Genomic DNA, 23,401 nt, shown 5'->3' with positions numbered 1-23,401 from the left:
CAGCATGGCCGGCGGACAAGATGATTGTCGCGCCCCAGAGATAGCCTTGTTTTAGGGTTTCGCAGTTCATCCCTAACCGATCTCCAGATCAAAGGTCTGATGCGGCAGATCGGAGCGGGCGAACAGTGTGGCTTCATCGGTGGCGAAGGCCAGCTCTATCGTCGTCGGTCCGATGGCACGAGCGAACAGTTTGTCCTGCGGGGTGGCATTGGGAAAGTCCAGACGCTGAATCCGTAATTCCGCATCGCCCTGACGCATCCCGTTGCGCGCGCGCAGGCTGACGCTGTAACAGAGCTTGAATACTCCCTGCGGTAGCGGGCCGAGCAGATGCCACCGCTTGTAGGCAGTCCGCGGGTCGAGTACCGGGGTAAACTCTTCGCGTCGTCCCAGTTTGCCGACGAAATAGCGAAATGGTGCTTCATCATGGCTGGCGCTACGCACATGATCGATCAGCTTGACGCCTTCTCCCGGACACAGGTGAAGCATGCCGAGGGCCACGCCGGTCTTGGCTGTGGGGGCATGATGGTTGCCTTCGTCAATGGGCAGCGGCGGGTGAACGATCAATTCAGGGGACCTGTCGCCAAAACATTCCTGCAACAGACGCGGCCAGTGTTCCCTCTCTTTGTCGAACAGTTCGGCAATGTGGCGCGAGCGGCTGCCATTGCCGGCCAGAAGGACCTGCACGGGCTGGCCCTCTGGCAAATCACCGCGAATCGCGGCCAATTCGGTGAGAAAGGCGCGTACACCGCTTTCCATGCGAGCGAACAACAGCTGATCGAGGGCCGCCCTGTCCAGACTCAGCTCGCAGGACCTCTTGTTCCCGTCCTTGTCCAAGAGGTCGATCTTGAGTTGTGCATCGAGCCTGCCATCGGTGCTTTCCAGAAAGCCGCGTAGTTTGGCAGCGAGTAGCACGGTATTCGTCTGGGCTGCCTGGGTGGCATGAACAAATGCCTCGTCACCGGTAAAGCGTTCACTATCCAGGGGGCGGGTGAAGTGAATTTTTTGCTCGCGGCACACCACGAGATTGTGAAGGAAGCAAGCGTACACGAGGTGTTCGAGCAGGTTTTCGCCGCCGAGAAAATTATCCCCCGAAGAATGCAGGTGCTCGAACACCTGGTCGTAGCCTTCCTCGGCCTCCTGATCGTTGGCCCAGCGCCACTGGCCGAAATCGAAGTCTGTTGTTCCGCCTCCGAAATCGAAAACCGCATAGAAAATCCCTTCGTTGTTTGGCGCCATGCCGAGATGAGGTAATGCGGCAGCAGCATACGCGGCGGGCTCGGAGGCGATCTCTACGACACTGAAGGGCTGCAGGGTCCCGGGTTGCATCACTAGTGTTGGCGGCAGACTGCGCTGTAGGCCGCGACGGAAGCTGGATAGGATTTTGTCCTTGACTTCGCGCTCGTACTTGACCGGAAAGGTCAAGTGGTACTTGCAGTGCAGGCCGCGGCCGCGCCAATTGACGGCCATACCGAGGAACCAGGCATAGAGCTCGATGGGGTCGAAAGCGTCTTCGGCTCCTACGATCATCGGCTCGCCGCGCACCGGGTTACACTCGGTGAGTGGCGGCAAATCGATCTCCCTGCCCTGGCGATCGGTGATGCGTAGTGCTTCCTTGGACGAGCGTAGTGCCCATTGCTTCAAGCGTGGCAGGATGCTGGCGAGTACCGCAGTGTCGCCAGGGTTGTCGCGAAAGCTGGCTTGTGCTTCGTGGGATGCATGCAACCAGTTCCAATCCAAAGTCGGCCGGTAGGCTTGCACCGTCCACGCGGTGTGGAGTTGCGCGTAATCGATGATTTCGAGCACTGTCGGGTTCTCGAAGTCGGCACCGCACGGTGGCTGATAAAAATCGCGCACACCGATGCGCAGCAGTCTCCGGCCGCCGTGTTCGTCGACCAAGGCAACCACCGTGCTACTGGTACCGAAGTCGATGGCAACATTGCGCGTACACATGTCCCGCGCCGGGTCGCGAGCGACCAGGCCGAGATGCTTGAGCAGGGCGGCATCGTTGCCCCACAACTCCCACAGCCCCTTGTGAGGATCGGTGAGTTGAGCCGTTTCCAGTCGCGGCAGGCGGCAGGGGGTGTAGTCAAGGTCGTAGAGAAAGCCGAAGGGGTTGGGATCGAGCTTTGCCTTGCCGTCTGGGCTTTGCAACTGCGCGCCAGCGTCGTGGAGGGCTTGCATCAGTCGGGCGGAATCGAAGCCTTGCCATGTGGCGTTCGGTTCCGGTGGGAGGTAACTCGCTTGGCCATTTGGGCTGGTCAGTTGCCAACCGCGTGCGGCGAGGTCGATCAGCAGGTCCGCTGGGGATGCGTTAACCCAGTGGTCGTGGCAGGCGACGATGTCGCCCATACTTTCCGAACGAACACTCCAGAATCCTTCATCCACGTCGCAGCCACCCCCAGTTGTGAGCCACAAGCACGTCTCATTCAATCGGTATTTTTTACCTTTGCGATGCGGGTTAGTTTCAGCCTTGGCAAACTTCCACAGCTCATCCTTCGTAGGTAGCCGCCAGCCTTGCAACCCGGCCACCCGGCTCTCGGCCACCTTGGCCTTACCTCCTGCCAAGATAAATGAAGTTCCTTGAGCCGGGTAGTGCCACAAATTGCGTGTGGCGGAGTGCAGGGTTGCGAGGGTGGATCTATTGTTATCCTGCACAAACAGGAAAGAATGGGCCTGGAGGAACGACTCAAGTTCGTTGGAAGGGGGGTAGCGCAGGCCAGTCTTGGCATTGAGAACCCCGCTCACTGTCCCTCCTGCCTTTGGAACAAGGAGCCAGAGCGGTTGCTGCATCAGCGCGTCGGTGAATTCTGTCAGGGCTTCGTCCCACACAGCGGCCGCGTCGATGCCGGAATTCTGTAGTCGCACCGCGTGCTCGATCTGCGGTTCGCTGTGCTGCATCTTGTTGTTCGTGCTCATCGAAAATTCTTGCCTATCGGGTGGCGACCAGCGCCTTTTTTTGCACGGCACCATTTCCGGAGACAATGCCGGGTAGCCAGACCGTGGTGAGGGTGTCGCCGCTGGGCGAGGTGGCGGCGCGCTGTTCCTTACTGAAGTCGAAGTGCCTGCCGTCGCTGGGGTGGTGCAGGGCAAAAGGTTTTTTCTGCCAATTGTGGTTATGCCAGTCGAGGGCTGTTTGCAGCAGCGCAGTTTCTTCGGCGTTGGCGGGCCGGCACTCGCGTTCGCAACCTTCCCTGAGGGTGTCCCACAAGCGTTCGATAGTGCCCATCTGGGAAAGCACGGCCACGGCGCGGATCAACGCCTGGCTGGTGTCGTCCGGCAGGCTACCAAGCCCCAGACGCTCAGCAAGTGCCGGATCACGGCGAAGCAGGCCGAGCACCGGCGGCAGGTCGGCATGCAGGCGCAGCTGGGTGAGTTCGCGTTGCTGCGCACCGAGTTCGCTTGTGAGACGAAGGTTATCTGCTTCCAGTTTGGCCTGCCGCTTTTCTGTGGCTTGGAGTTGCCGGCGCAGTTCTGTCTGCTCCTGATGGCAGGCATCGAGCTGCTCCAGCAAGGTCAGGTCTTCGGCCAAGGCCGCGTCTTTTTCACTTTCTGCCTGGCTGCAGGAGGCTTCCAGCACTTGCTGCGCGGCGGCACTGGGCACGGCTTGGCCGGAGGCGCTGGCTGCAATCCGCCGGATCAGATCGTGCAGCGGACGGAAGTTTTCCAGAATCAGGCGCAGATCGGGGGCAGTAAGCTTTTCAAGCCAGCCACCAGCGTCCTTGTCCCATTCCTCGCCGAGCTTTTCCAGACGCTTGCGTGCGTCCTTGTCCAGGTGAGCCAGCGGGTCGGTATCGTCATGGTCTTTTCTTCCCATGGCGTCACTCACTTTCAAGATCTAGAACGAGTTCGCGCATTTCCGGACGCGGTTTGAGTTTCTGTCGCTGCGGCAGGCGGGCAATGAAGCCGACGATCTGCCGTTGCAATTCGGGCGGCAGGGCGCGGAAGTCGCGTTGCATGGTGTGCAGGACCTCTGGGCTCGGCTCCGGGTAGGGGTTGGGCAAGGCATAAGGCTCGGGTCGGCCGGTGAGCAGTGCCAGGTCCTGCCCCCCGATCTCAGTGAAGATGCGGGGGAAGAGTGCTGGCAGGTAAACGATGAGCCGCTCGGCATCCACCCGGCGCAGTGCTTCGTTCTGCGCACGCAGGGTATCGTTTTCACGCTGGAGTTGCGCGCGCTCGGCCTGCAGTTGCCCCGTGAGGCTGGCATGGTCACGCTGCGTGGCTTCCTGCATGTGCTTGCGTGCGCTGACATCATCACTGGCAAGCAGCAACGGCAGTGCATGCTGGGCGATCCAGTCACTGGCCGGACGTGCGCGTTCAGTGCTTCGCAGCCCGCAGCGGGTGGCAAGTGGCTCCCAGCGTCGGATTTGCCAGGCGCTGGCGGCGAGGCGTGGGGCCAGTTTGGACAGCGCCGTCGTCAGCAGGGCACGGCTAGCGTCGTCGTGAAGCAGTTCGAGATGGAAGTTGGTTCCGAGCTCACCGCTGAGTCGGCTGCGCAGATCGTCAAGGCCCTGGAGGAGCTCATCAGCTGTATGACACGGAATCCAGCCTCCTTCGCCTTCAATTGGCTGGTCGCGTGGCACGCCGCCAGGCAGGGCGAGCCAGGCGGCGAGGTGCTGGTCAAGGAGGAGCAGAATCAGCGCGGGGGTTGCGTTCGTCATGATTGGCCGAAGTCCCTGCGTTGCGCGCGCGCGTTGGGGCTAGCCACGGACTCGACCGGGGCTTCGAGGTCGAAGTTCTGCAGCCGTTTACATTCAACGTCAAAATCCTTGAACAGCGTGGCATCCGTGGTGCGCTCAGGCTTCTTTTCGTCGATGCTGGCTATTGTCCCGGATATGGCCGAGCATATGGAAGATAAAAATCCCATGCTCATGCGTCCTTGCCGCTTTCGATTTGCCGCCCGAGTGCTTCCCACTTGTCACTAGCCTGGTCGAGAGCTTCGTAGAGCTGTTCCTTGTCGCCTGCTTCCGGGGCGCCTGCGGCCAGAGATTCTTCCAGGCGACTGCTGTCACCTGCAGAGAGGCGCTTGTCGAGATAAGCCCAGAGATCGCCAGTCAAGCGACCGGTGCTAACGATGCTTTGCATCCGCTCGGGCGTGAAGTAGCTCGGGTTCGCAATGGGCAGTAGCCACATGCTGTCGAGGGCGCCCGGGGCGGCGTTGAATTTGCGTTCTACGGCAACGGTTCCAACGCCCAGGCCCGCGACCAGTTTTTCCGCGTGGCTGCGTTTCTCCGCCTTGTCCGGGTCGAGATCGAAGTTGCGCAGTGCGTCCAGATAACAGTCGAAGTCGTCGAACTGGTCGAGGGTGATGCCCTTTTCTGCGGCCTGCAGGGCACGCTCGCCGAGGTCTTCAGTTTTTTCGTCGGCTTTTAGGATGCCCAGCACCTGCAGGAAGGCATTGGCAAACTTGCCCAGTGCCTCGGCCACCGGACTTAACGTAGTTACGATCTTGCCGATGACCGTGCTGACCCCACTGGCAAAGGATGAGAGGGCGCTACCGATGGTACTGACGGCGCTGCTGATGGTACCGATGGCGCTAGTAATGAACCCAAAATCCATGTCTTTCTCCTTGGTTGTCAAAAACTCTGATACTGGCCCAGGTTTACCAAAACCCCTTTCAGCTCACGTGATTCATTCATGCGCTTGACAAAATCCGTAGCATCAACGCCGCCAGCCAGATGTTCGAGGAGAGTGTCGAACGGCCCTTGCCACAAGTGCCAATCCGCGATCAGCCAAGGCCAAGCAGAGTTTGGCTTGGCCTGCGCATGAGGGCGCGGGCTAGCGTCGTACAGCATTGCCAGGAGCGGCGCAGTGAGCGGTTGGCCGGGCCGGGGTTGGCCACTGAGCCTCCCCCAGGCATCGATGTTGAGCGGTGCGGTTATTGCAAACGTTTGCCAGTCGTGGAGCCAGCGCTGCAGTGCGGCAAAGCGTTGTGCGTAGAGGTACTCACGCTTTTGTCCTCGGTTGTGCGGGTTGAGAGCAAGCAGGTGGCCGAAGGCCTTACGTGTGTGGCGCACAAACTGTGCAAAACGATGCGGAGCGTCCTCCCCAGACCCTAGCCAGCCCAGAGTCGCGAGGCTGGGGTAGTAGCGCTTCCGCTCACGCCAAAGTTGCCCGATGGCGCGCGCTTCGATGTCCGCCTCGGCCAATGGGGAGCGATCGGTGCCGGCGTGATCGGAACGAATGGCCGCATGGGTTGGGCCATGCCAGCCACCACAGAAAACGATGGCTTCGCCTGTGGCGAGATTGGGCATAAAATCACGCTGGTCATCATCCATCATCATTGCCTCACCCATGGCACGGCGGTCATCTTCGGCAAACAACCGGTGCACGATCTTGGTATGGGTATTCTTGATGACGTCTGGAATCAGCTTGGCCGGAATTTGATCGGCGATGATCAAACCTTCGCCATACTTGCGCACTTCGGCGAGCAGATCGGCAAAGGCATCCACGGCCATTGCGCGCGCCTTGTCCCCGGGTTCGGGGCGGGAGAGCAGGCGGTGTGCCTCCTCAACCAGAGTGAGGTGGCGAAACGACGAGTCGTTGCTGTGGCGCTGGCGAATGGCTTCGCTGACGGCGCCGAGCAAAAGAGCCATCATCAGAGCCTTGCCTTCGCCATCCTTGACTTCTTCGAGTTCGATTACCACATGACGATCGAGCAGCGCGGTGAAATCGAGCGATTGCGGTACGTCGAGCACATCGCCGAGCACGCCGTGGGTCAGGCTGGTGAGCCGCGATACCAGCGAACCACGGTATTTTTCCGTGAATTCCGGACCCATGCGTTGCTCGGGAATCAATACGTCGAGTTGGCGGATCATGTCGCTCATAGTCGGCCAGGCGCGGGCGGCCGGATCGAAGGGATCGTCGGCCAACAAGCAACTGTCGTCGGCAAGATCCCATCCTTTTTCTTCGTAAGCTCGCAGGATGGCCTGCTCGACCAAGTAGGGCATCGAGGCTTCCATCGGGAAAATGGCAGCAAACGCGTTGCGCAGGAAGGATGCGTGACTCTTCAGTTTCTGTTTTCGATGTAAGAGCGCAAAAGGATTCAGGCGCAGGCTGCGATGCGTGTCGCCATTCGGGCGGTAATAATCGATTTCGCCTGCGAGACGCCCGTGCAATGCACGGTATTCCGTTTTTGCAGGCTCAATAACCAAAAAGGGGAGCCCTGATTCGACCAGCAGATTGAGGCAGGTGGTGGTCTTTCCGGCGCCAGTGACGCCAGTGATGAAGCAGTGCTTGTTGAGGTCAGCCTTGTCGAGCCGCACTCGGTTGCTGGGCTGCCGCCGCCCGCAGTCAATGACTTCGCCGAGATCGATGGCATCCGACTCGCCTGGACGCGGCAGGGCGACGGTAAACTCAACCGTCTTGCGCCGGCGCAGGCCGGGTAATTCCTGACGCGGCAAGCCGGCAACCAGGGCAACTTCGTCGGCGGTGAGTAGGCTACCTAGGCTATTGGGCGCTCTTCCTGCCCCCAGGCTGTGAAAAACGGCGACCCGAGGCTCAAGAGGTTGTGCGAGGAGTGGCAGCCGCAGGGCTTGGCCTGCGCTACCCTCCGGAAGATCGAGCACCTCCATTGGACTGGCGGTGGCTTCGCCGCCCTGGTAGGTCGCGCAAAGGGTTCGTTTGAGGCTGCGATAAGTCGACGGACGGTCAGCGCAGATGTGTATGGCCGTGCAGAACAGGCCCTTGGTGACACCTTTTTGCAAGCGCGGAATGAGGATCTTCTCTAAGTGTTCTAGAAGGTGCTGCGAGCGCTTGTCAGTGAACTCCTGGGTGATGCCGAGGCTGCTGCCACTGTTACGGCTGAGATTGACACTGTCGCTTTCTGTTCGGGTCGTCGAAGTACCGGTGGTCTTCGTTACCCCCTCGTTGGTACCCCAGTTCTTGGCTTGCGAGGTGCCAGAGTTCTGGCCGCCGCTGCTGGAGGAGCTACCATTGCTCTTGCTAGTGCCGTGACTGCGTGTATCGGAGACGCCTTCCGACTTGCCGCGCGAATCTGCCCGATTGGTGTTTTCACCGTCGGCAGTGCTACTGCTGTACGAACTACCCTTCTGCTCGCTGCTGTTGCCGCTCGCTTGGACACTGGTACGAACTAGTGCAGCAATTTCACTGGCCAGATCGTAGGCGGCGTCAAGTCTCTTACGCGCCTCGACACGGCTCAGCGGTTGGCAGACAACGGCCAGTTGCCAGCGCGTGACATTCGGATCTTTGAGTCCGCGCTGGGAAACCAGGGTGCGCACCAGTCTTTCAATGCCTTGAAAATTCTCGTCTTCACTCCCCTGTCCTTCGTCCTGCAAAGTGGGCACCCCAAGAACGACTCCTTGGAAACGACTTTGTTCGAGACGCTGAATGAGTGGCTCGATGTTCTCTTCATTGCCCAGGTTGATGCCAGGAAGTTGTCCTTCGAGGGCACCCCATAGATTCTTGAACGCCTCATGAGAACCGGAATCAGGGCGTGACTCAATAATGCCGAAATGCAGCGAAACCCCGTCTGGCCCTCCGTCGAGCAGGTATAGGAAGCTCGTGCCGTCGTCCGCGTCTAGCGTCGCATACACGTTGGCTAACGCGCTTCGATAGGTGCTGGGGCTTTCTTCATTGATTTCATCCAGGCGCATCAGCCACAACTTAGGGCGCGGAGACACTGAACATGCAAGTTCCGGCTGCGGTGTGCGCTGGATGTTTTCAAGAAGGGCCGGATCGATCTGAACGAGCCCAGCAACCGGGTGTGTCGATGCCTTGTGTTGAATGGGGTTGGCCATAGCTCTCTCAGGCTGATTCTGGAACTCGAAATGCGGAGTAGGTGATGTTATAGGCCGCGTCACTATTTTAACGGGTTATGACATAAATCGGGTGTGAGGCGATCCGTGTGATGGTGATGACGTGGTCGCGGGCGTTGCCACGCAGTTCGCGCATGGGCTGATGCCTCCGGCTAATCAATGTCTGCAGTTGGCCGTTCATGATGTATTTCCCAACGTGGTTGGAAGACGATGAGTGCCGGTGGAGTCATGATGTTTGATAGATGCGACAACTATTGACGCACCGCCGCCATCCTCTCTACGTTTATCAGCCGCCAAACCCATTCCATTACACACATCTCAAAGCTCGCCGAACTCTCTGGCGTGACGCAGGCCGGCGGCGAAGTCGGTGACGCGCTGTAGCCCGAGCCAGATGGTCTTCACGCCCGGCTCGCCGTCTCCTTTCCGGCCGAGGAATCCACCGAGTCCCGCCATGAGACGGATGACGTCGTTGAGTCTGAAGGCCATTTCCCCCAATGTCGTGCCCGACGTCAGGCGCTCCCACAGATTGTCGCCCTCCGGCAACGCACGGTTATGCTGGGAGCGGACGAGCCAGTCCGCGGGTGTGCCCAAGTCCTGGGCGCTCAGCATCAGGGCAATGATGTCGGACTCCCGGTCGGCCACATACACCAGGCGCGTGTTCGGCAATGCCGCCGCCAGTTCCGCCACCCGTTCGTAGCCCTCGATCCAGCGCGTGCTCTCCCCCACCTGCGCCCGCTCGCCCTCGCCATCCTTGAAGTTGCGCGCCCACATCCAGGCGTCGAGCAGGCCCAGCGGTTCGCGCTCCGGCGTCACCGCATAGGTCGGGTGCAGGTACATGCCGCGCTGCGCCTAATACGACAGCGGCCCGAGGCCGGCAATCTCCTGACCGTTGAAGTCCAGTTCCGTCGTGTCCTGCACGCACAGCACTACCTCGTGGGCCGCCATGCGTTCCTGCGTCCGCTGCCAGTGCGGCTGCACGATGTCCTGCCAGGACATCTCCTCCTGCGACAGAAAGCGGTACGCCGCCGCCGTCTCGCTCCAACCACCGCAGGCCGACGGGATGCTCGACATCGGCTTCGCCGCCAGTTTCTCCGTCAGCTTCACCGCCCGCCGATTCAGCCGCTCGTCCCCCAGATCCATGCCTTCGAATTCCATCGCCACCCAGCCCGCCGCCTCTGTCGCCATGTTCTCTCGCCAAAAGACGAGAGTGGACGCTTTTTTCAGCAGGTCCACAAGCAAAGTGTTAACTAGCTGAATCAGCATATTTTATGACCAGCTCAGGGGCGTCGGAGATCTGTGTAATGGAATGGGTTATAGGCAGCACAAGCACAACCTGCGTGACTCACCGTTCTGTCGTCGATGGCGTTACCGCCGATACGTGTGAGGTCCTACTCAGATAATCGGACACGGCTTGCCGGACATAAATACAACGACACCCAGGACAAGTACTACGACGGCCGGGATCCGCTGACGATGTTCGACTTCCCCACCTTGCAGGTAGAGGTCAACCGGGTGTCGTTCGATGTGACGTTTTCGAACTTTCGGAAGCCACTCAGGCGGCAAAAAGTCACATCGTCAGGTTGAGGCCACAAGACATCACCCCTATCGGCTTTCGGACCGAACAATTGGATCAATAGCCCACGGACAGCCGTACGACCGGAACTGCAAGCCAGTCGGCTAGACCGGGGCGCTTGCGCCCCCAGCCCCCCCCACAACGACCAACTGCGCAAACATAATCCACCGACTTCATATCATCCGCCGAGACACTCTCGAGACAATTTACATCTGAACAGATGGCGCAAGTTACGGCCAGAGCCTTTGGCGCGCACGAGCGCAGTGCCTTCAGTGACGGCATCTTTGCGAATGACAAGCAGAACGCGACGCTCGCAGCGACGATTTCACATTGATACGGTCACGCCCATCACATAATGCCTAAGCGTTATATTTTCATATATTTCCGGCAATTTTATTCGCATTCGTTGACATGCCTTTGGAGTTCGCGTAGAAATAAGCCATGCACAGAGCCATATCGTGTAATACCCCGTGAGGGAACTTATGGGATATCTCAAGAAATGAGCATCTGGTGCATCGGTGTGGGCAGCGTATTGCCTCGGGCGTCGCCTGAGGGTTGAAGTGAAAAGCGGTTCGCAGGTCATGAACCGGACGCACCGAAGATATTGCCTCAGCGTAACAGCAGAGGATTGAAATGAAATGGTTCGCAGGCTAGGAACCGAGACGTGTGGCTGATATTGCCTCGGGGGGCAACTCCTGAGGATTGAAATGAATTGGTTCGCTGGCTAGGAACCGAGACGTGCGGTTGATATTGCCTCGGGGGGCAACTCCTGAGGATTGAAATGAAATGGTTCGCAGCCTAGGAACCGAAACGTGTGGCTGATATTGCCTCGGGGGGCAACTCCTGAGGATTGAAATGAAATGGTTCGCAGCCTAGGAACCGAAACGTGTGGCTGATATTGCCTCGGGGGGCAACTCCTGAGGATTGAAATGAATTGGTTCGCTGGCTAGGAACCGAGACGTGCGGTTGATATTGCCTCGGGGGGCAACTCCTGAGGATTGAAATGAAATGGTTCGCAGCCTAGGAACCCAAACGTGTGGCTGATATTGCCTCGGGGGGCAACTCCTGAGGATTGAAATGAAATGGTTCGCAGCCTAGGAACCGAAACGTGTGGCTGATATTGCCTCGGGGGGCAACTCCTGAGGATTGAAAATGAATTGGTTCGCTGACTAGGAACCGAGACGTGCGGTTGATATTGCCTCGGGGGGCAACTCCTGAGGATTGAAAATGAATTGGTTCGCTGGCTAGGAACCGAGACGTGCGGTTGATATTGCCTCGGGGGGCAACTCCTGAGGATTGAAATGAAATGGTTCGCAGCCTAGGAACCGAAACGTGTGGCTGATATTGCCTCAGGGGGCAACTCCTGAGGGTTGAAATGAAACGGTTCTCAGGCTAGGAACCGATTGCGCAAGATCGCTGATGGGGCAAACCCCATCGTAGGTCAAGCATGAAGGCGCACACGGAAGACGTGTGCGCCTTTTGTTCGTCTGAGCAATTGAACAATCGATACCCCCCGCCGGAATTCGACAGTTAATCTCGTAACTATCTGATTTCGTTAGGTCAGGCTTTAAAACGCTCCACTACAACAGCGTCAGTTGTTGCGGCGCGACCGGTTTTTTCACCCTGAGGGCACTGAGGACCTCGCTCTGATCGGAGTTAATCGAAGACACCCCTGTCACCGGCTCGGCGCCGTTCAGGCGAATGCGATGGTGCTGAATGCGATGCAGTTGTTCGAGGGCGCGCTCCGGGGTCAGTCCGGTGTCTGCCGCGCGCAGTCGGGCGCGCATGATCCGGTGCAGGATCAGCGCCATGAAGCAGATCGATGCATGCGCCCGGATCCGTTCGGGCAACCGGTGATACACCGGCCCGATCTCGATCTCGGATTTCAGCACCTTGAAGCCGCGCTCAATGTCGGCCAGCGACTTGTAGCGTCCGACGATATCCTCGGGCGTCATATCCTGCGTGTTGGTCACGAGCAGCAACTTGCCATCCATCATCTCCGCCAGCGCACGAGCCATCGCGTCGATGTCATAGCTGAAGAGTTCGGCCGGTAGATCGACCTTGATGATCTTTGACAGGTGCGCCTCGCACACCGCATGGTAGAAGCGCGCCTTGGCGCCGCTGTCCGAGAGCTTGCGCCCCCGGCGTTTGACGCCTTCGTCCTGATCGACCAGTTTGCCCGCCCATTGGTCACCCAAGGCGATGAGTTCGTTGATCTGCTCGCCGCGCCGTTGTGTCTGCGCCGCCGCCGTTGCGGGGTCATGCGCCACCACCAGGCGCAGTCCGTTCCAGACCAACTCACCGCTCACCTCTTGAGCGGCCGCGATGCAGTGGTTCTGGTGGAAGTCTCCCAGCAGATCGGCAAATTCGTGATAGCGCCGGCCCGGTACGGCGATGATGAATTCCAGTGTCTGCCCGTTGGCCAGCCGGATCGCCTGTAGCGCGTCGAGATTGTCCAGGCTCAGCAGCCCGCGGTCAGCCACGAGGATGAGCCGGCGCACCTTGGGAAAGCGCTCAAGGACGGTCGTGAGGGTGGGCAGCAGCGTCTTTGTCTCCGAGGCGTTGCCCGCGAACACCTCGTGATAGATCGGCAACCCCTCGGCGGTCTGCACCACCCCCAGCATGAATTGGCGCGCAATGAGTCCTTCCTTGGCCATGCCGAACTGACGCACGTCACCCTCGACGGTCGTCAGGCCTTCGGTGCGGATCGTGGTGAGGTCGTAGAACACCACCGACAGCTCCTGATCGATCAGCGGGCGCAGCAGCCCGGCCACCACGGCATCGACATCGGCCTGGTGATCCATCAAGGCGTCCATGCTGCGTAGCAATTGCTGGTGGGTGATCACGGTGACATCGACTTCCGGCAAGGCGACCGTCTCCACCCAGCGCAGCACCCCGAGTTTGGAGTCCGGATCACACAGCCGGTTGAGCACCATCACCCGGATCAGGGCTTCGATGTCCGTGGTGTGGCGCGTCTTGCGAAACACCCGCCGCAGCGCGCCAAAGCCCAGCTCTTTCCATAGTTCCGTGAGTGCCCAGACATCACCGAGCGCGCGGGCCGATTCGAACGAGACCGACGGCGCCGGGGGCTTGGCCGCCAGCGGCTCGTGGCCAGCAACCTTCAGCAAACCGCTGATCACCGAATCGAGCTCGCCGCCCACCTGATCGAGCCGTCCCAGCGTCGCCACGGTACGCTTCTTCACCCGGCCGGCGTCATCCCGATAGGACTCGACGAGCTGGACGTAGCGGCGCGAGCCGGAGGTGGTGATTTTGACATGCATGCCGCCACTTTAGCAGCACTACATGTAACGTCAATATTGACGATTAATATTACAAACGTGCCACCACACGACTTTTTGAAAAATAGGCCTACAACCCGCATAAACACTGGCTCGATTGCTCAAAAAACGGCGTTTTTGGGGCTGAACTGTCGAACTCGGGCCCCCGAGACGCTGTCGGTGAATCGCCCCTGGGACTAGCCTCTCGACTCGCCTACGCAGGAACCCTCTCAGAGAACGTCCCGTGCGCGGCTGATACCGCGGGCTCGAACGGAGGGATCCGATCTCACGACATCGGACACTGCAGTTCCGCTCGCGACGCGCTTCATGACTGCGGCACGGTACTCGTCACCGAGTTCTCCGAACTCATTGAGTATGTCGTGATTGGCAATCGTAATACGCTGGAGTATCTCTTCTCGCAATTGATTGAGGCGATACTCGGATTTTTTTGATTGCCCGAAGCAGCGCGCGATCGTTGCCCGCCCTTAATGACTTAGCGGCGGCACAAAACCACCTGTGTCGCCTATCAACCTTGCTATCATCTGCACCCAAATCGATAAGTAATTTTGCAGTTTTGTACTCAGCAAAATCCAAGGCAATATCGAGAGGTGACCTCTTGTCATCCCCGACCTTGTTGATATCGGCTCCCGATACGATCAGCCTGCGTACTATTGAAGCGTGTCCGCGGCTCGCTGCAATCAAGAGCAGATCTGACATCTGTGCCGAACTCGCACTGGATTCGATCAGGAATTCAACGATGTCTTCGTCCCCGTGCTGAACTGCAATCAACAGTGGCGAGAGACCACCGCTGTTCTCCCTTTTGACATTTGCCCCGGCGCGGACGAGTGAACGCACGACTGGGCCTCTATTACTCCGAGCGGCCACCATCAATGCGCTGTTCCCGGCGTCATCGATAGCCCCGTCCACTTCGGCGCCTAGACGTAGAAACTTATCTACCATTTCGGCATGACCGTGACTTGCGGCAATTCCAAGCAGTTCAGAAATGTATCTAGCTTCGTCTTGAAACTGCGAATCCGCATTAATGATCACGTCCACGACATCGGAATGTCCCGCGGCAACGGCATGCATTAAAGCTGTCTTGTTATTCAAATCCAGGAAATCGAATTCGGCTCCTGCCTCAAGCAAACAAATGACTATGTCAGTGGATCCGTCTTTCGCTGCGATCATCAGCGACGTTTCATCGCCCCATGAACATTGATCGGGGTCTGCGCCGGCCATGAGCTTCGATCGAACGGCATTGATATCACCGCGACGCACCGCTTCACAAAGATCGTGCATGTCTGAGCATCACAAAAAAGTCAATCTTAACGCGCTCAGGGGGCACTGGCTTGACGAACGTCAACACTGCAAGTCGAGATCATCCGTGCGATGCGGGCGGATGCGGTTTAGACATACGGACTGTGCGTGATGCTCGAGGCAAACTCCACACCTCTATAGCGAACTTGTTCAGTACCCCAGAGAAATTGACCGAACAAGCGACCCGACGCCAAAACTAGACAAGGCCATAGGGCGTTTCTTCAGGATGCATCCCTCCGCACAGAGGCAATACCTCTAGAATCGATTTATAGCCTCATGGCCGAACTTTTCCACGAGCGACAATACCAACACCTACCCAGACCCCAAAAACGGCCCACAGGCCGTTTTTTTCAATTTCCCGCGCGCGCTATCCGTAAACATAAAATATTCACGATATCGGGCAAATCGAACTCAACACTCCTTTCTCGACATCCTCAAAGAATTTCGCCTGAGAGACGTCGCTATGCGACGTCCTTTACGAGTCTATCCAGGCGTGTCGACTTCATAAAGTGTTTCTCACGCTGCTTCCATCACACTTCCCTTAGTTTTTCAAAATTTTTCGTTCCCGACAAAAGTATAGTCTTTCTTAATAAGTTAACTAATACAAAGACAATCTTAAACTATGTTTACATTACTTACTTAATGTTTACGTAAAACGCGCGCACGTCACGCGTGTAGCACATTTTGTACCATAACACATATCTAAATTTTTGCCGGTTTTTCAATGCTTTGCTGCACTTCCAATTCTGCAGGCATGCCAACAAAGTGCCCTGTTCGATTCAAACTAGGATCACCATAAGCTGTCGCTGAAAACACGATGAAATCAACGTGTTTTCATATCAAATTGACTGCGACGCAGATGGAGGAATGCCTCGGCAAGGGTGCCGAAAATGCGGCGTGACCACTGATTCTGGTGCGTCCGGTGGTGTTTCGGGGCACCTACGACGAGCGGAACTGGGACGTGTTGCGCGAGCGCTGGGACGAGCTGCGGGCTCAGTTGCACGGGGTCGTGATCTCGACGCGGCTTACGGCATCGACCCGGAGCTGGTGGACGAGATCAATGGCGCGGCCCCTCACTTTTCGCCCAAACGCCGGCGGGGCAGCACAACCGGGTGCGCGGGCCAATCTAGACGCCGACGACGTGGTCGCCTACTACCTCGATGAGGGTACCGCGTCGGTCGCACTCGATTTCATCGACGCATTGGAACAGGCCTATACCCATATTGGCCGCCATCCCGGTACGGGCTTACCTCGCTATGGCCAAGAAGTGGACATTCCCGGTCTTCGATCTTGGTCACTGTCTCGCCACCCTTACGTCGTCTTCTACGTAGAACGGTTGGACCTCATTGATGTCTGGCGTGTGTTGCATGGCCAGCGCGATATTCCCGCTTGGATGCAAGACCCGGACACCTTAGCCTGACGCGACCGCCCGGTATTCGCGCCCCAGTATTGCTGTCTGCACAGGGGCCACCCTCCGATGGGGGAGACGGTGCGGAAGCCCGAGAGGCGCCACCCCTGATGTTCAGATTTGTTCCGGCAGCCTGATCCATTCTCGACATTGCCGGCGCCATCCCCCGCGCCGACGAATGCGACAAGGTCCGTCGCGCCACGGCGCTACTCTGACCCCGTGCACTGGTCCAACCCGATGTGGAGGGTGTGATGGGACAAAGGGTCGAGTTCTTTGTTGGCGGCTGGCGTTACGTGTGGTCGGTCACTGATGACCACCAGGTGGCCTTCGCCCTCGAAGACAGTAACTACAAGCTGCGTCTGGTGCCGATGGAGGATCTGATGCTCGGCTGGGATGATGACGACATCGTCATCAGCACTGAAGACATCGGCGTCTGCCCAAAACCGATCGAGGTCATGCGCCGGGTGATGGAACTCACCGCGCAGTGGATCAAATCGAGCCGGCCCAGCTACTTCTGGATCCAGGCCGCGAGCGACAAGAAGCGACGACTGTACCGAAGGATGGCCGATCGCCTCTCCCCTTCGCTCCTACAAGGGTTCCAGATCGTGCCGTACGACCAGGCGATCTACTTCTACAAGGACATGACCGCTGTCGAGCCCACCACCTCACGGCAACTTGAAGCCGCCTGAAGGCCATCGCCATGCATCAGGAATTCATTTCACGCATTCACTATCGACACGACCCCACCCACACGGGCTGCACTGTCTGTGACGGCATGGAGGACGAGTACGACCGCGTTGCGGGCGCCATCGCCCGCATTCCCGCCAACGCACTGAGCCTCGAGGTTCTGCGCGAGGTGCTGGAGCGATCGTTCTTCGCGGGGGCGGTCGGCGAGGATGATCTGATGCGGTGCTATCTGGAGATCCGCAGGCGCTATCCGCCGCACCGCAGCGCCGACGCTCACCACCCGACAAGCTTGTGAGGCTCATCCTATGAGCTCGACCCGTTTGACAATGCGTAGCAAAGCAGGAAGCGGCAGAACGCCCGTCACGCGACTCCCCCTGCCCGTCCCCCCCTCCACTTGAGCCTCGCCGATGCCGGAACTGACCGAACTCGCTGTGCCAGCCGAAATACTGCGCGCCCTGGGCTTGCCCGAGATGCCCTACCCGGTTCGTGCCGCCGTGCTCGCCACAATCGACACCGCAACACCGCCGCTTGCCGAGATGCTCTTCGGCCTGCAGTGCGCAAGCGCCAGCGACGAGCGCGGGTGGCAACAGTTGGAGCCGGCGATGGCGCGGCTCGCACAACTGCTCGCCCGCGACACACTAGAGCTGTCCCACGAGCTTTCCGGATCCAACTGGTGGCTGCGCTTGGGCGGGGTCGATCTGACGACCACCATCGTGACCGTGCAGCGGGGCAACGAGCTCATCGCTGCACTCCAACCCACACGCGATGGGAGATTGTGTGTCTGCACCTATCGCCCGCTGGACGGCAAGTCAGCCGACTACTTGACCGCCCTCGGCCAGACCCCTCACCCCGAGACGGGCGTCTGCATGCGCGCCAACAACTGGGCCTTCGCGCTCGATTGCTCGGTGGGCATGGGTAACCACTACGCCGACGCCCTCGGCGAAGCCTACCTTTCATATTGGGAGCACGGCATCGGCATCCTGTGGGATCGCAGCGAAGAGCCACGCTTCCGGCGCTGCCTCGCTCTCACACCCCGGCCGGCCGCTGAACTCGCGGCGGAATTGACCACCTACGCCCACTGCATGGCGGCGGAGAGCGAATGAATCCATGCCACGGCGGCACTTCCGCCAAACCATTTATCATGGGCGCCTCACGCCTGCGGCGCGGTATTCACCCATAAGCGACTTAACCGATTGCCCCCGATTCGACGAGACCTCCGACCGATGCGCCTCCTGCACACCTCCGACTGGCATCTCGGCCAGACGCTCCACGACTTTGACCGCAGCTACGAGCACGCGCAGTTTCTCGACTGGCTGCTCGCGCAAATCGAAGCGGAAGCGCCCGACGCCCTGCTGATCGCGGGTGACGTGTTCGATACCGCCAATCCGTCAGCCCAGGCGCAGCACCAGTTCGCGCGCTTTCTCACGGCCGCTCGCGAGCGAGCACCGGCGCTCAATATCGTCGTGATCGCCGGCAACCACGATTCGCCGGGCCGGCTGGAGGCCACCCGCCCCTTCCTCGAACTCTTCGACGCGAGCGTCGTCGGGCAGGTGGATCGCCACGGCCCGGATGCCTTCGACCTCGACCGCCTCGTCGTGCCGCTGAAGGCCCGCGATGGGGAGGTGCGCGCATGGTGCATCGCGATGCCCTTCCTGCGCCCGGGGGACGTGCCACGGATCGAGGGCGCCGCGGACGCCTACCTTGCGGGCGTCGCGGCCCTGTACCAGCGAGCGCTCGCCAACGCGCAGGCGAAGCGCCTGCCCGGCCAGGCCATAGTCGCCATGGGGCACTGCCACATGGTCGCCGGCAAAGCCTCCGAGAACTCCGAGCGGCGCATCGTCATCGGCGGCGCCGAGGCGCTGCCCGCGGACGTCTTCGACGTCGCCATTGCCTATACGGCCCTCGGCCACCTGCATCTTGCGCAGCAGGTCAATGGCCAGGCCAACCTGCGTTATAGCGGCAGTCCGCTGCCGATGTCCTTCGCCGAGATCGACTACCCGCATCAGATCGTGTGCGTCGAGCTCGAAGGCGAAACCGCGAAGGCGATCCGCCCGATCCGCGTGCCGCGCAGTGTTGAGCTGCTGCGCGTGCCGAAGACGCACGCCCCGCTCGACGAGGCACTCGCCGAACTGGCCGAGCTCGACCTCTCTGCCTACGCCGGCCTGCCGCCCGAAGCGCAACCCTTCCTCGAAGTCCGGGTGCGGCTAGACGCGCCGGAGCCGGGCCTGCGGGCCCGGATCGAAGACGCCTTGGCGGGCCAACCCGTGCGGCTGGCGCGCATCGACCCCACCAGCCACCGTGCCAAGGCTGAGTCCGAGCGCCCCATCGTGTCCCTCACCGATCTCGAAAAACTCGAACCGGAGCAGGTCTTCGAGCGGCTGTGCGGACAGCGCATCAACCCTGACCTGGAAGGACGCGAGGAAATGATGACGGCGCTGCGGCGTGCCTTCGCCGAACTGCAGCTCGATCCTAGCGAGGAGGTGTCGGCATGAGAATCCTCGCCATCCGTGGTCACAACCTCGCCTCGCTCGCAGGGGCGTTCGCCATCGACTTTCAAAGCGATCCGCTCGCTTCGGCGGGACTCTTCGCCATCTGCGGCCCCACCGGTGCGGGCAAGAGCACGCTCCTCGATGCGCTGTGCCTCGCCCTCTTCGACAACACGCCGCGCATGCGCGGGGCCGACAGCCGCGGCATCAAGCTGCCCGACGTCGGGGAGGAAACCACCCAACCGAGCGATCCGCGCAACCTGCTACGCCGCGGCTGCGCCGAAGGGTTTGCCGAGGTCGACTTCCGCGGCAACGACGGCATCGACTACCGCTCCCGCTGGAGTGTGCGACGGGCCCGCACCAAGGCTGACGGCAAGCTTCAGCAATCCTCGATGACGCTCCTGCAGCTGCCCGAGGAACGTCCGCTCGGCGGCAACAAGACGGAGGTGCTCGACCTCATCCAGCAGCGCATCGGACTCAGTTTCGAGCAGTTCACACGCGCCGTGCTGCTCGCGCAGAACGAGTTCTTCACCTTCTTGAAGGCGAGCGAGGACGAACGGGGCACGCTGCTGCAGACACTCACCGGCCGCGACCGCTTCGAAGTGCTGTCGCGCCGCGCCTACGAGCGTCACAAGCGCGAACAGGAATTGCTCGAGCGCTTGCGGGGACTCCTCGCCCTGCAACAGCCCCTCGCGGCCGACGAACGCACTGCTAAGGAAGCGGAGCGGGCGACGGCGGAGACCACCCTCCTCGCCCATGCCGAGCGCAAAGGCCTGCTCGAACGCCAGTTGCGCTGGCACCAGGATCTTCGCGACGTCGCCACGCGGGAGGACGCCGCCCGTACGACGTGGCAGCAAGCGGTGACCGCTCGCGACAACGCCCTGCCGCGCCAGCGCCAACTCGAACGCGTCGAGGCGGTGCAAGCAGCCCGCCCGCTGCACGAGGACATCGGACGCCAAGAGGCGGCGCTGCAAAAGCTCAACGAGGAGACGGCTACCGCCCGCGGCGCGGCCGACACCGCACTGACCCAGGAGCAGGCCGCGGAGACCGCGATGGAGGCCGCCAAGCAACACCGCGAGGCGCTGCGCGCCATCGCGCAAGCCTTCAAGCCCCGGCTAGACGCTGCCCGCGAACTCGATGCGGCCCTCGTCACCCTTGCCGCCGACCATACCGCAGCGACCCAGGCCCTCACCGACGCCGAAAATGCACACGCTACGGCCCGGCGCGATCAAACCAGCACGGAATCGGCCCTCGGTGCGGCCCGGGGACAACTGACGCAAGCGCAAGCCTGGCTCGCCGACCACGCTCGCCTGCGCACGCTGGCCGAAGGCTGGCCGCGCTGGGATAGCCTTCTCGGCAACGCCGAAACCGCCCGCTCGGACTTGCTCACCGCGACGACCGCCTTGCAGAAGGCCCGATCCGAACAGGAGGCGCTCAAGGCAAACGCGAAAGCGGCGCACGCTGCACACGAGGCGACGGCAAAGATCCACCAGGAGCGGACCGCAACCTTGGAGTTTGCTTCTAGGGCCGCCGATCGCTTCGACAGCACGGCGCTGTCCCGGCGTAGCGAACGGCTCACGCGCCAGCACGAACGGCTGCTTGAAGGCCGCGCCCGGCTCGACGCACTGGATGCCGTGCAGCGCGATCACGCGAGTCTTAACGATCAGCACGGAAAGCTCACCGAGACCATCGCCAAGACCACCACCCGACACGATGCACTCGAACGCGAGCTGCCTGCGCTGGCCACGGCTCTGGCCGAGATTGAGGCCAGCTGGAAAGTCGTGTTCGAGGCCTCGCAGGAAAGCATCGAGGCCTTGCGGGCGCAGTTGCGCCCCGACGCGCCCTGCCCCGTCTGTGGAAGCCAAGAGCACCCCCTACGTCACGGCGCATCCCGCCCTCGACAACGCGCTCGACGCCCTGACCCAGCGGCGCGAGGCCGCCCAGACTAAGCACCGCGCTGCGGAGATCGAGTTGGGTGCGCTTCGCCAAGAACGCACCACGCTTCAAGCTCAGTCCCGTGAGCTCGAAGCTCAACGCACCGGCCTTGCCGAACGGGTTGCAGCAGCCACGGTGGCTTGGGCAGATGCGCGCACCGCCCAGGCAGAGGCCTTCGGCGAAGTCCCGCCGGATGCCACCACGGACGCCAAGACGTGGCTCGCCGATCGCAACACGGCGCTCGGCAAGGACCGTGAAGCACTAGCACGGGAGGAGGCTGCCCTGCGTGCAGCGCAGGAGGCGCTCAAGCAGGCGCGTAGCCAGCATGAACAAAGCAGCGTCCAACTGGGAAAAACGCAGGAAACGCTCAACACCCTGCGGCAGCGCCTCGGCGAGATCGGTGCCCGGCGCGAAGCGGCCGAGGCCAATCACAATGCGGCCGAACAACGCCTGAACAGCCAGCTCACGGAGCTTGAACCGATGCAGGCCGAACTGGGCGAGGCCGAGTGGCGTGCGGCCTGGACCGCGGATCCTGCAGGGCACCGCGCAGCGCTCGAACGCAGCGCCCGCGACTGGAGAGCACAGGACAAAGCCGCGAACGAGTTGCGGCAACGCATCGCACAACTGGATACGGCCCTCGACGGCGCCCGAAAGCTGACCGAGCAAGCCTCGAAGCACTATGAAGCCGCCCGCCTGAAGGCCACCACTGCCGCGTCTGCCGTGGAGGCCAAGCGTCAGGCCCGCGCTCAGGTCTTTGCGGGTTTGCGGCTGCCGGCGGGCAATGAAGAGGATTCCGAACGCGACGCCGAGACGTTCAGCGTCGCCGAGATCGAAGCGACCCTTGAGGCGGCGAACGCCCGGTCGACACAACGACTCGACGCGTGCGAAGTCCGCCTGAAGGACTGCGCCACCGCGCTCACCCGCGCCCAGAGCGCCCTGGAGGGCCTCACCCGCCGCAAAGTGGATACGGAGGCGGCTCGCGGCGCGGCCGAGACGGCGCTCACCGAGTGGATCGCCAACTTCAACGCCGACACCACCGACGCGCCTCTGGATCGGCGGGAGCTCGCCACCCTCCTCGCCCACGATGCAGCCTGGCTCGCCGCCGAGCGCAAGGCCTTGCAAGCGCTCGACACGGCCGTTGCAACCGCGATGGGCGCCCTGACCACCCTCACGCAGCAGCGGCAGGCCCACCAGGCAGCCCGCCCTGCGTGGTCCCTCCCCATTGAAGATGCGCCCGCCGCGCTCGATGCGGCCCTCGCCGAGGTGCGCAGCCAAATCGATGCCGTGCGGGGCACCCTCGAGGCGGTCAAGCTCGCCCTGTCACAGGACGACCTGGCGCGGCGCCAATCCGCCGAACTCGTCGCGCAGATCGACGCCCAGGAAGCCGCTGCCCGGGTCTGGGCGCAGATGAACGAACTCATCGGCTCGGCCGACGGGAAGAAGTTCCGGAACTATGCGCAGCAGCTCACCCTCGACATCCTCATCGCCTACGCGAACGAACACCTCAAGGATCTCGCTCGGCGTTATCGCCTCGAGCGCGTGCCCAACACCCTGGCGCTGATGGTGATCGACCAGGACATGGGGGACGAACACCGCTCGGTGCATTCGCTCTCGGGTGGCGAATCCTTCCTCGTTTCGCTCGCGCTGGCGCTGGGCCTCGCGTCGCTGTCCTCGCACCGTGTGTGCGTCGAATCGCTCTTCATCGACGAAGGCTTCGGCAGCCTCGATGCGGACACGCTGCGCATCGCAATGGATGCCCTCGACAGCCTGCAGTCGCTCGGCCGCAAAGTGGGTGTGATCTCGCACGTCGCCGAGATGACCGAGCGCATCGGCACCCGCATCGTCCTCAAACGCCAACCCGGTGGACAGAGCCGCGTGGTCGTGGAGAATGCGGCAGCATGAAATTCGAGCACTGCCCCACCGATCGCCACCAAGACTCGGCG

Annotated in this window: 17 protein-coding genes and 1 pseudogene; 7 read left to right on the top strand and 11 right to left on the bottom strand. The window is 60.9% G+C overall.

Features of this window, described 5'->3' with window-relative positions; all coding sequences use genetic code 11:
• Positions 1-72: 72 nt before the first annotated feature.
• From AzCIB_RS07155 to AzCIB_RS23680, 11 genes and pseudogenes are all read right to left on the bottom strand, one after another.
• Entirely contained in the window at positions 73-2,916 is a 2,844-nt protein-coding gene (locus AzCIB_RS07155; protein WP_050415262.1) for an Hsp70 family protein, read from the bottom strand.
• A gap of 13 nt (positions 2,917-2,929) precedes the next feature.
• Positions 2,930-3,814, bottom strand: coding sequence for an immunoglobulin domain-containing protein (locus AzCIB_RS07150; protein ID WP_050415261.1), 885 nt, complete (start codon positions 3,812-3,814; stop codon positions 2,930-2,932).
• Positions 3,815-3,818: 4 nt separating this feature from the next.
• Positions 3,819-4,658 carry a hypothetical protein gene (locus AzCIB_RS07145; RefSeq protein ID WP_050415260.1) on the bottom strand — a complete coding sequence of 280 codons (840 nt, stop codon included), beginning with the start codon at positions 4,656-4,658 and terminating at the stop codon, positions 3,819-3,821.
• Positions 4,655-4,870: a hypothetical protein gene (locus AzCIB_RS07140; RefSeq protein ID WP_050415259.1), complete on the bottom strand. Its 216-nt coding sequence runs from the start codon at positions 4,868-4,870 to the stop codon at positions 4,655-4,657. The genes AzCIB_RS07145 and AzCIB_RS07140 overlap by 4 nt, the downstream gene beginning before the upstream one ends.
• Complete coding sequence (locus AzCIB_RS07135) at positions 4,867-5,556, bottom strand: hypothetical protein (RefSeq protein WP_050415258.1); 690 nt, start codon at positions 5,554-5,556, stop codon at positions 4,867-4,869. Before AzCIB_RS07135 ends, AzCIB_RS07140 begins: the two co-directional genes overlap by 4 nt.
• Positions 5,557-5,573: 17 nt before the next feature.
• Entirely contained in the window at positions 5,574-8,756 is a 3,183-nt protein-coding gene (locus AzCIB_RS07130; RefSeq protein WP_050415257.1) for a serine-rich family protein, read from the bottom strand.
• 67 nt (positions 8,757-8,823) lie between these two features.
• Positions 8,824-8,955, bottom strand: coding sequence for a hypothetical protein (locus AzCIB_RS24860; protein ID WP_286130917.1), 132 nt, complete (start codon positions 8,953-8,955; stop codon positions 8,824-8,826).
• Between the two features lie 137 nt (positions 8,956-9,092).
• Positions 9,093-9,269 (bottom strand): IS4 family transposase, encoded by a 177-nt coding sequence (locus AzCIB_RS25065; protein ID WP_502685652.1) that lies wholly within the window; start codon positions 9,267-9,269, stop codon positions 9,093-9,095.
• A pseudogene (locus AzCIB_RS23685) lies at positions 9,246-9,959 on the bottom strand (IS4/Tn5 family transposase DNA-binding protein); the annotation flags it as partial. The pseudogene AzCIB_RS23685 and the gene AzCIB_RS25065, both read right to left, overlap by 24 nt.
• A gap of 1,968 nt (positions 9,960-11,927) precedes the next feature.
• Positions 11,928-13,628: an IS1634 family transposase gene (locus tag AzCIB_RS07115; protein WP_050415254.1), complete on the bottom strand. Its 1,701-nt coding sequence runs from the start codon at positions 13,626-13,628 to the stop codon at positions 11,928-11,930.
• A 363-nt stretch (positions 13,629-13,991) separates the two neighbouring features.
• Complete coding sequence (locus tag AzCIB_RS23680) at positions 13,992-14,924, bottom strand: ankyrin repeat domain-containing protein (protein WP_083446904.1); 933 nt, start codon at positions 14,922-14,924, stop codon at positions 13,992-13,994.
• 979 nt (positions 14,925-15,903) lie between these two features.
• Here AzCIB_RS23680 and AzCIB_RS07110 point away from each other — a divergent pair.
• The 7 genes from AzCIB_RS07110 to AzCIB_RS07080 all read left to right on the top strand — a co-directional run bounded on the left by AzCIB_RS07110 (position 15,904) and on the right by AzCIB_RS07080 (position 23,360).
• Complete coding sequence (locus AzCIB_RS07110) at positions 15,904-16,362, top strand: type II toxin-antitoxin system RelE/ParE family toxin (protein ID WP_232299379.1); 459 nt, start codon at positions 15,904-15,906, stop codon at positions 16,360-16,362.
• A gap of 239 nt (positions 16,363-16,601) precedes the next feature.
• Positions 16,602-17,039, top strand: a complete 438-nt coding sequence (locus AzCIB_RS07105; RefSeq protein WP_050415253.1) for a hypothetical protein — start codon at positions 16,602-16,604, stop codon at positions 17,037-17,039.
• Between the two features lie 11 nt (positions 17,040-17,050).
• Entirely contained in the window at positions 17,051-17,332 is a 282-nt protein-coding gene (locus AzCIB_RS07100) for a hypothetical protein (protein WP_050415252.1), read from the top strand.
• A gap of 136 nt (positions 17,333-17,468) precedes the next feature.
• Positions 17,469-18,140 (top strand): hypothetical protein, encoded by a 672-nt coding sequence (locus tag AzCIB_RS07095; RefSeq protein WP_157058447.1) that lies wholly within the window; start codon positions 17,469-17,471, stop codon positions 18,138-18,140.
• A gap of 120 nt (positions 18,141-18,260) precedes the next feature.
• Positions 18,261-19,529 (top strand): exonuclease SbcCD subunit D C-terminal domain-containing protein, encoded by a 1,269-nt coding sequence (locus AzCIB_RS07090; protein WP_050415250.1) that lies wholly within the window; start codon positions 18,261-18,263, stop codon positions 19,527-19,529.
• On the top strand, positions 19,526-21,472 hold the full coding sequence (locus tag AzCIB_RS07085) for an AAA family ATPase (protein ID WP_050415249.1): 1,947 nt from the start codon (positions 19,526-19,528) through the stop codon (positions 21,470-21,472). Before AzCIB_RS07090 ends, AzCIB_RS07085 begins: the two co-directional genes overlap by 4 nt.
• Positions 21,378-23,360: an SbcC/MukB-like Walker B domain-containing protein gene (locus AzCIB_RS07080; RefSeq protein ID WP_050415248.1), complete on the top strand. Its 1,983-nt coding sequence runs from the start codon at positions 21,378-21,380 to the stop codon at positions 23,358-23,360. Before AzCIB_RS07085 ends, AzCIB_RS07080 begins: the two co-directional genes overlap by 95 nt.
• Positions 23,361-23,401: the final 41 nt, after the last annotated feature.

Source organism: Azoarcus sp. CIB, assembly GCF_001190925.1.
Classification (GTDB): Bacteria; Pseudomonadota; Gammaproteobacteria; order Burkholderiales; family Rhodocyclaceae; genus Aromatoleum.
The sequence above is the reverse complement of the archived record's forward strand: the minus strand, read 5'-3'. Positions and strand labels throughout refer to the sequence as shown.

What these genes read in the sequence shown, in the direction of transcription:
- AzCIB_RS07155 (WP_050415262.1), bottom strand. Translation starts at nt 2,916, where the DNA reads ATGAGCACGAACAACAAGATGCAGCACAGCGAACCGCAGATCGAGCAC.
- AzCIB_RS07150 (WP_050415261.1), bottom strand. Translation starts at nt 3,814, where the DNA reads ATGGGAAGAAAAGACCATGACGATACCGACCCGCTGGCTCACCTGGAC.
- AzCIB_RS07145 (WP_050415260.1), bottom strand. Translation starts at nt 4,658, where the DNA reads ATGACGAACGCAACCCCCGCGCTGATTCTGCTCCTCCTTGACCAGCAC.
- AzCIB_RS07140 (WP_050415259.1), bottom strand. Translation starts at nt 4,870, where the DNA reads ATGAGCATGGGATTTTTATCTTCCATATGCTCGGCCATATCCGGGACA.
- AzCIB_RS07135 (WP_050415258.1), bottom strand. Translation starts at nt 5,556, where the DNA reads ATGGATTTTGGGTTCATTACTAGCGCCATCGGTACCATCAGCAGCGCC.
- AzCIB_RS07130 (WP_050415257.1), bottom strand. Translation starts at nt 8,756, where the DNA reads ATGGCCAACCCCATTCAACACAAGGCATCGACACACCCGGTTGCTGGG.
- AzCIB_RS24860 (WP_286130917.1), bottom strand. Translation starts at nt 8,955, where the DNA reads ATGAACGGCCAACTGCAGACATTGATTAGCCGGAGGCATCAGCCCATG.
- AzCIB_RS07115 (WP_050415254.1), bottom strand. Translation starts at nt 13,628, where the DNA reads ATGCATGTCAAAATCACCACCTCCGGCTCGCGCCGCTACGTCCAGCTC.
- AzCIB_RS23680 (WP_083446904.1), bottom strand. Translation starts at nt 14,924, where the DNA reads ATGCACGATCTTTGTGAAGCGGTGCGTCGCGGTGATATCAATGCCGTT.
- AzCIB_RS07105 (WP_050415253.1), top strand. Translation starts at nt 16,602, where the DNA reads ATGGGACAAAGGGTCGAGTTCTTTGTTGGCGGCTGGCGTTACGTGTGG.
- AzCIB_RS07100 (WP_050415252.1), top strand. Translation starts at nt 17,051, where the DNA reads ATGCATCAGGAATTCATTTCACGCATTCACTATCGACACGACCCCACC.
- AzCIB_RS07090 (WP_050415250.1), top strand. Translation starts at nt 18,261, where the DNA reads ATGCGCCTCCTGCACACCTCCGACTGGCATCTCGGCCAGACGCTCCAC.
- AzCIB_RS07085 (WP_050415249.1), top strand. Translation starts at nt 19,526, where the DNA reads ATGAGAATCCTCGCCATCCGTGGTCACAACCTCGCCTCGCTCGCAGGG.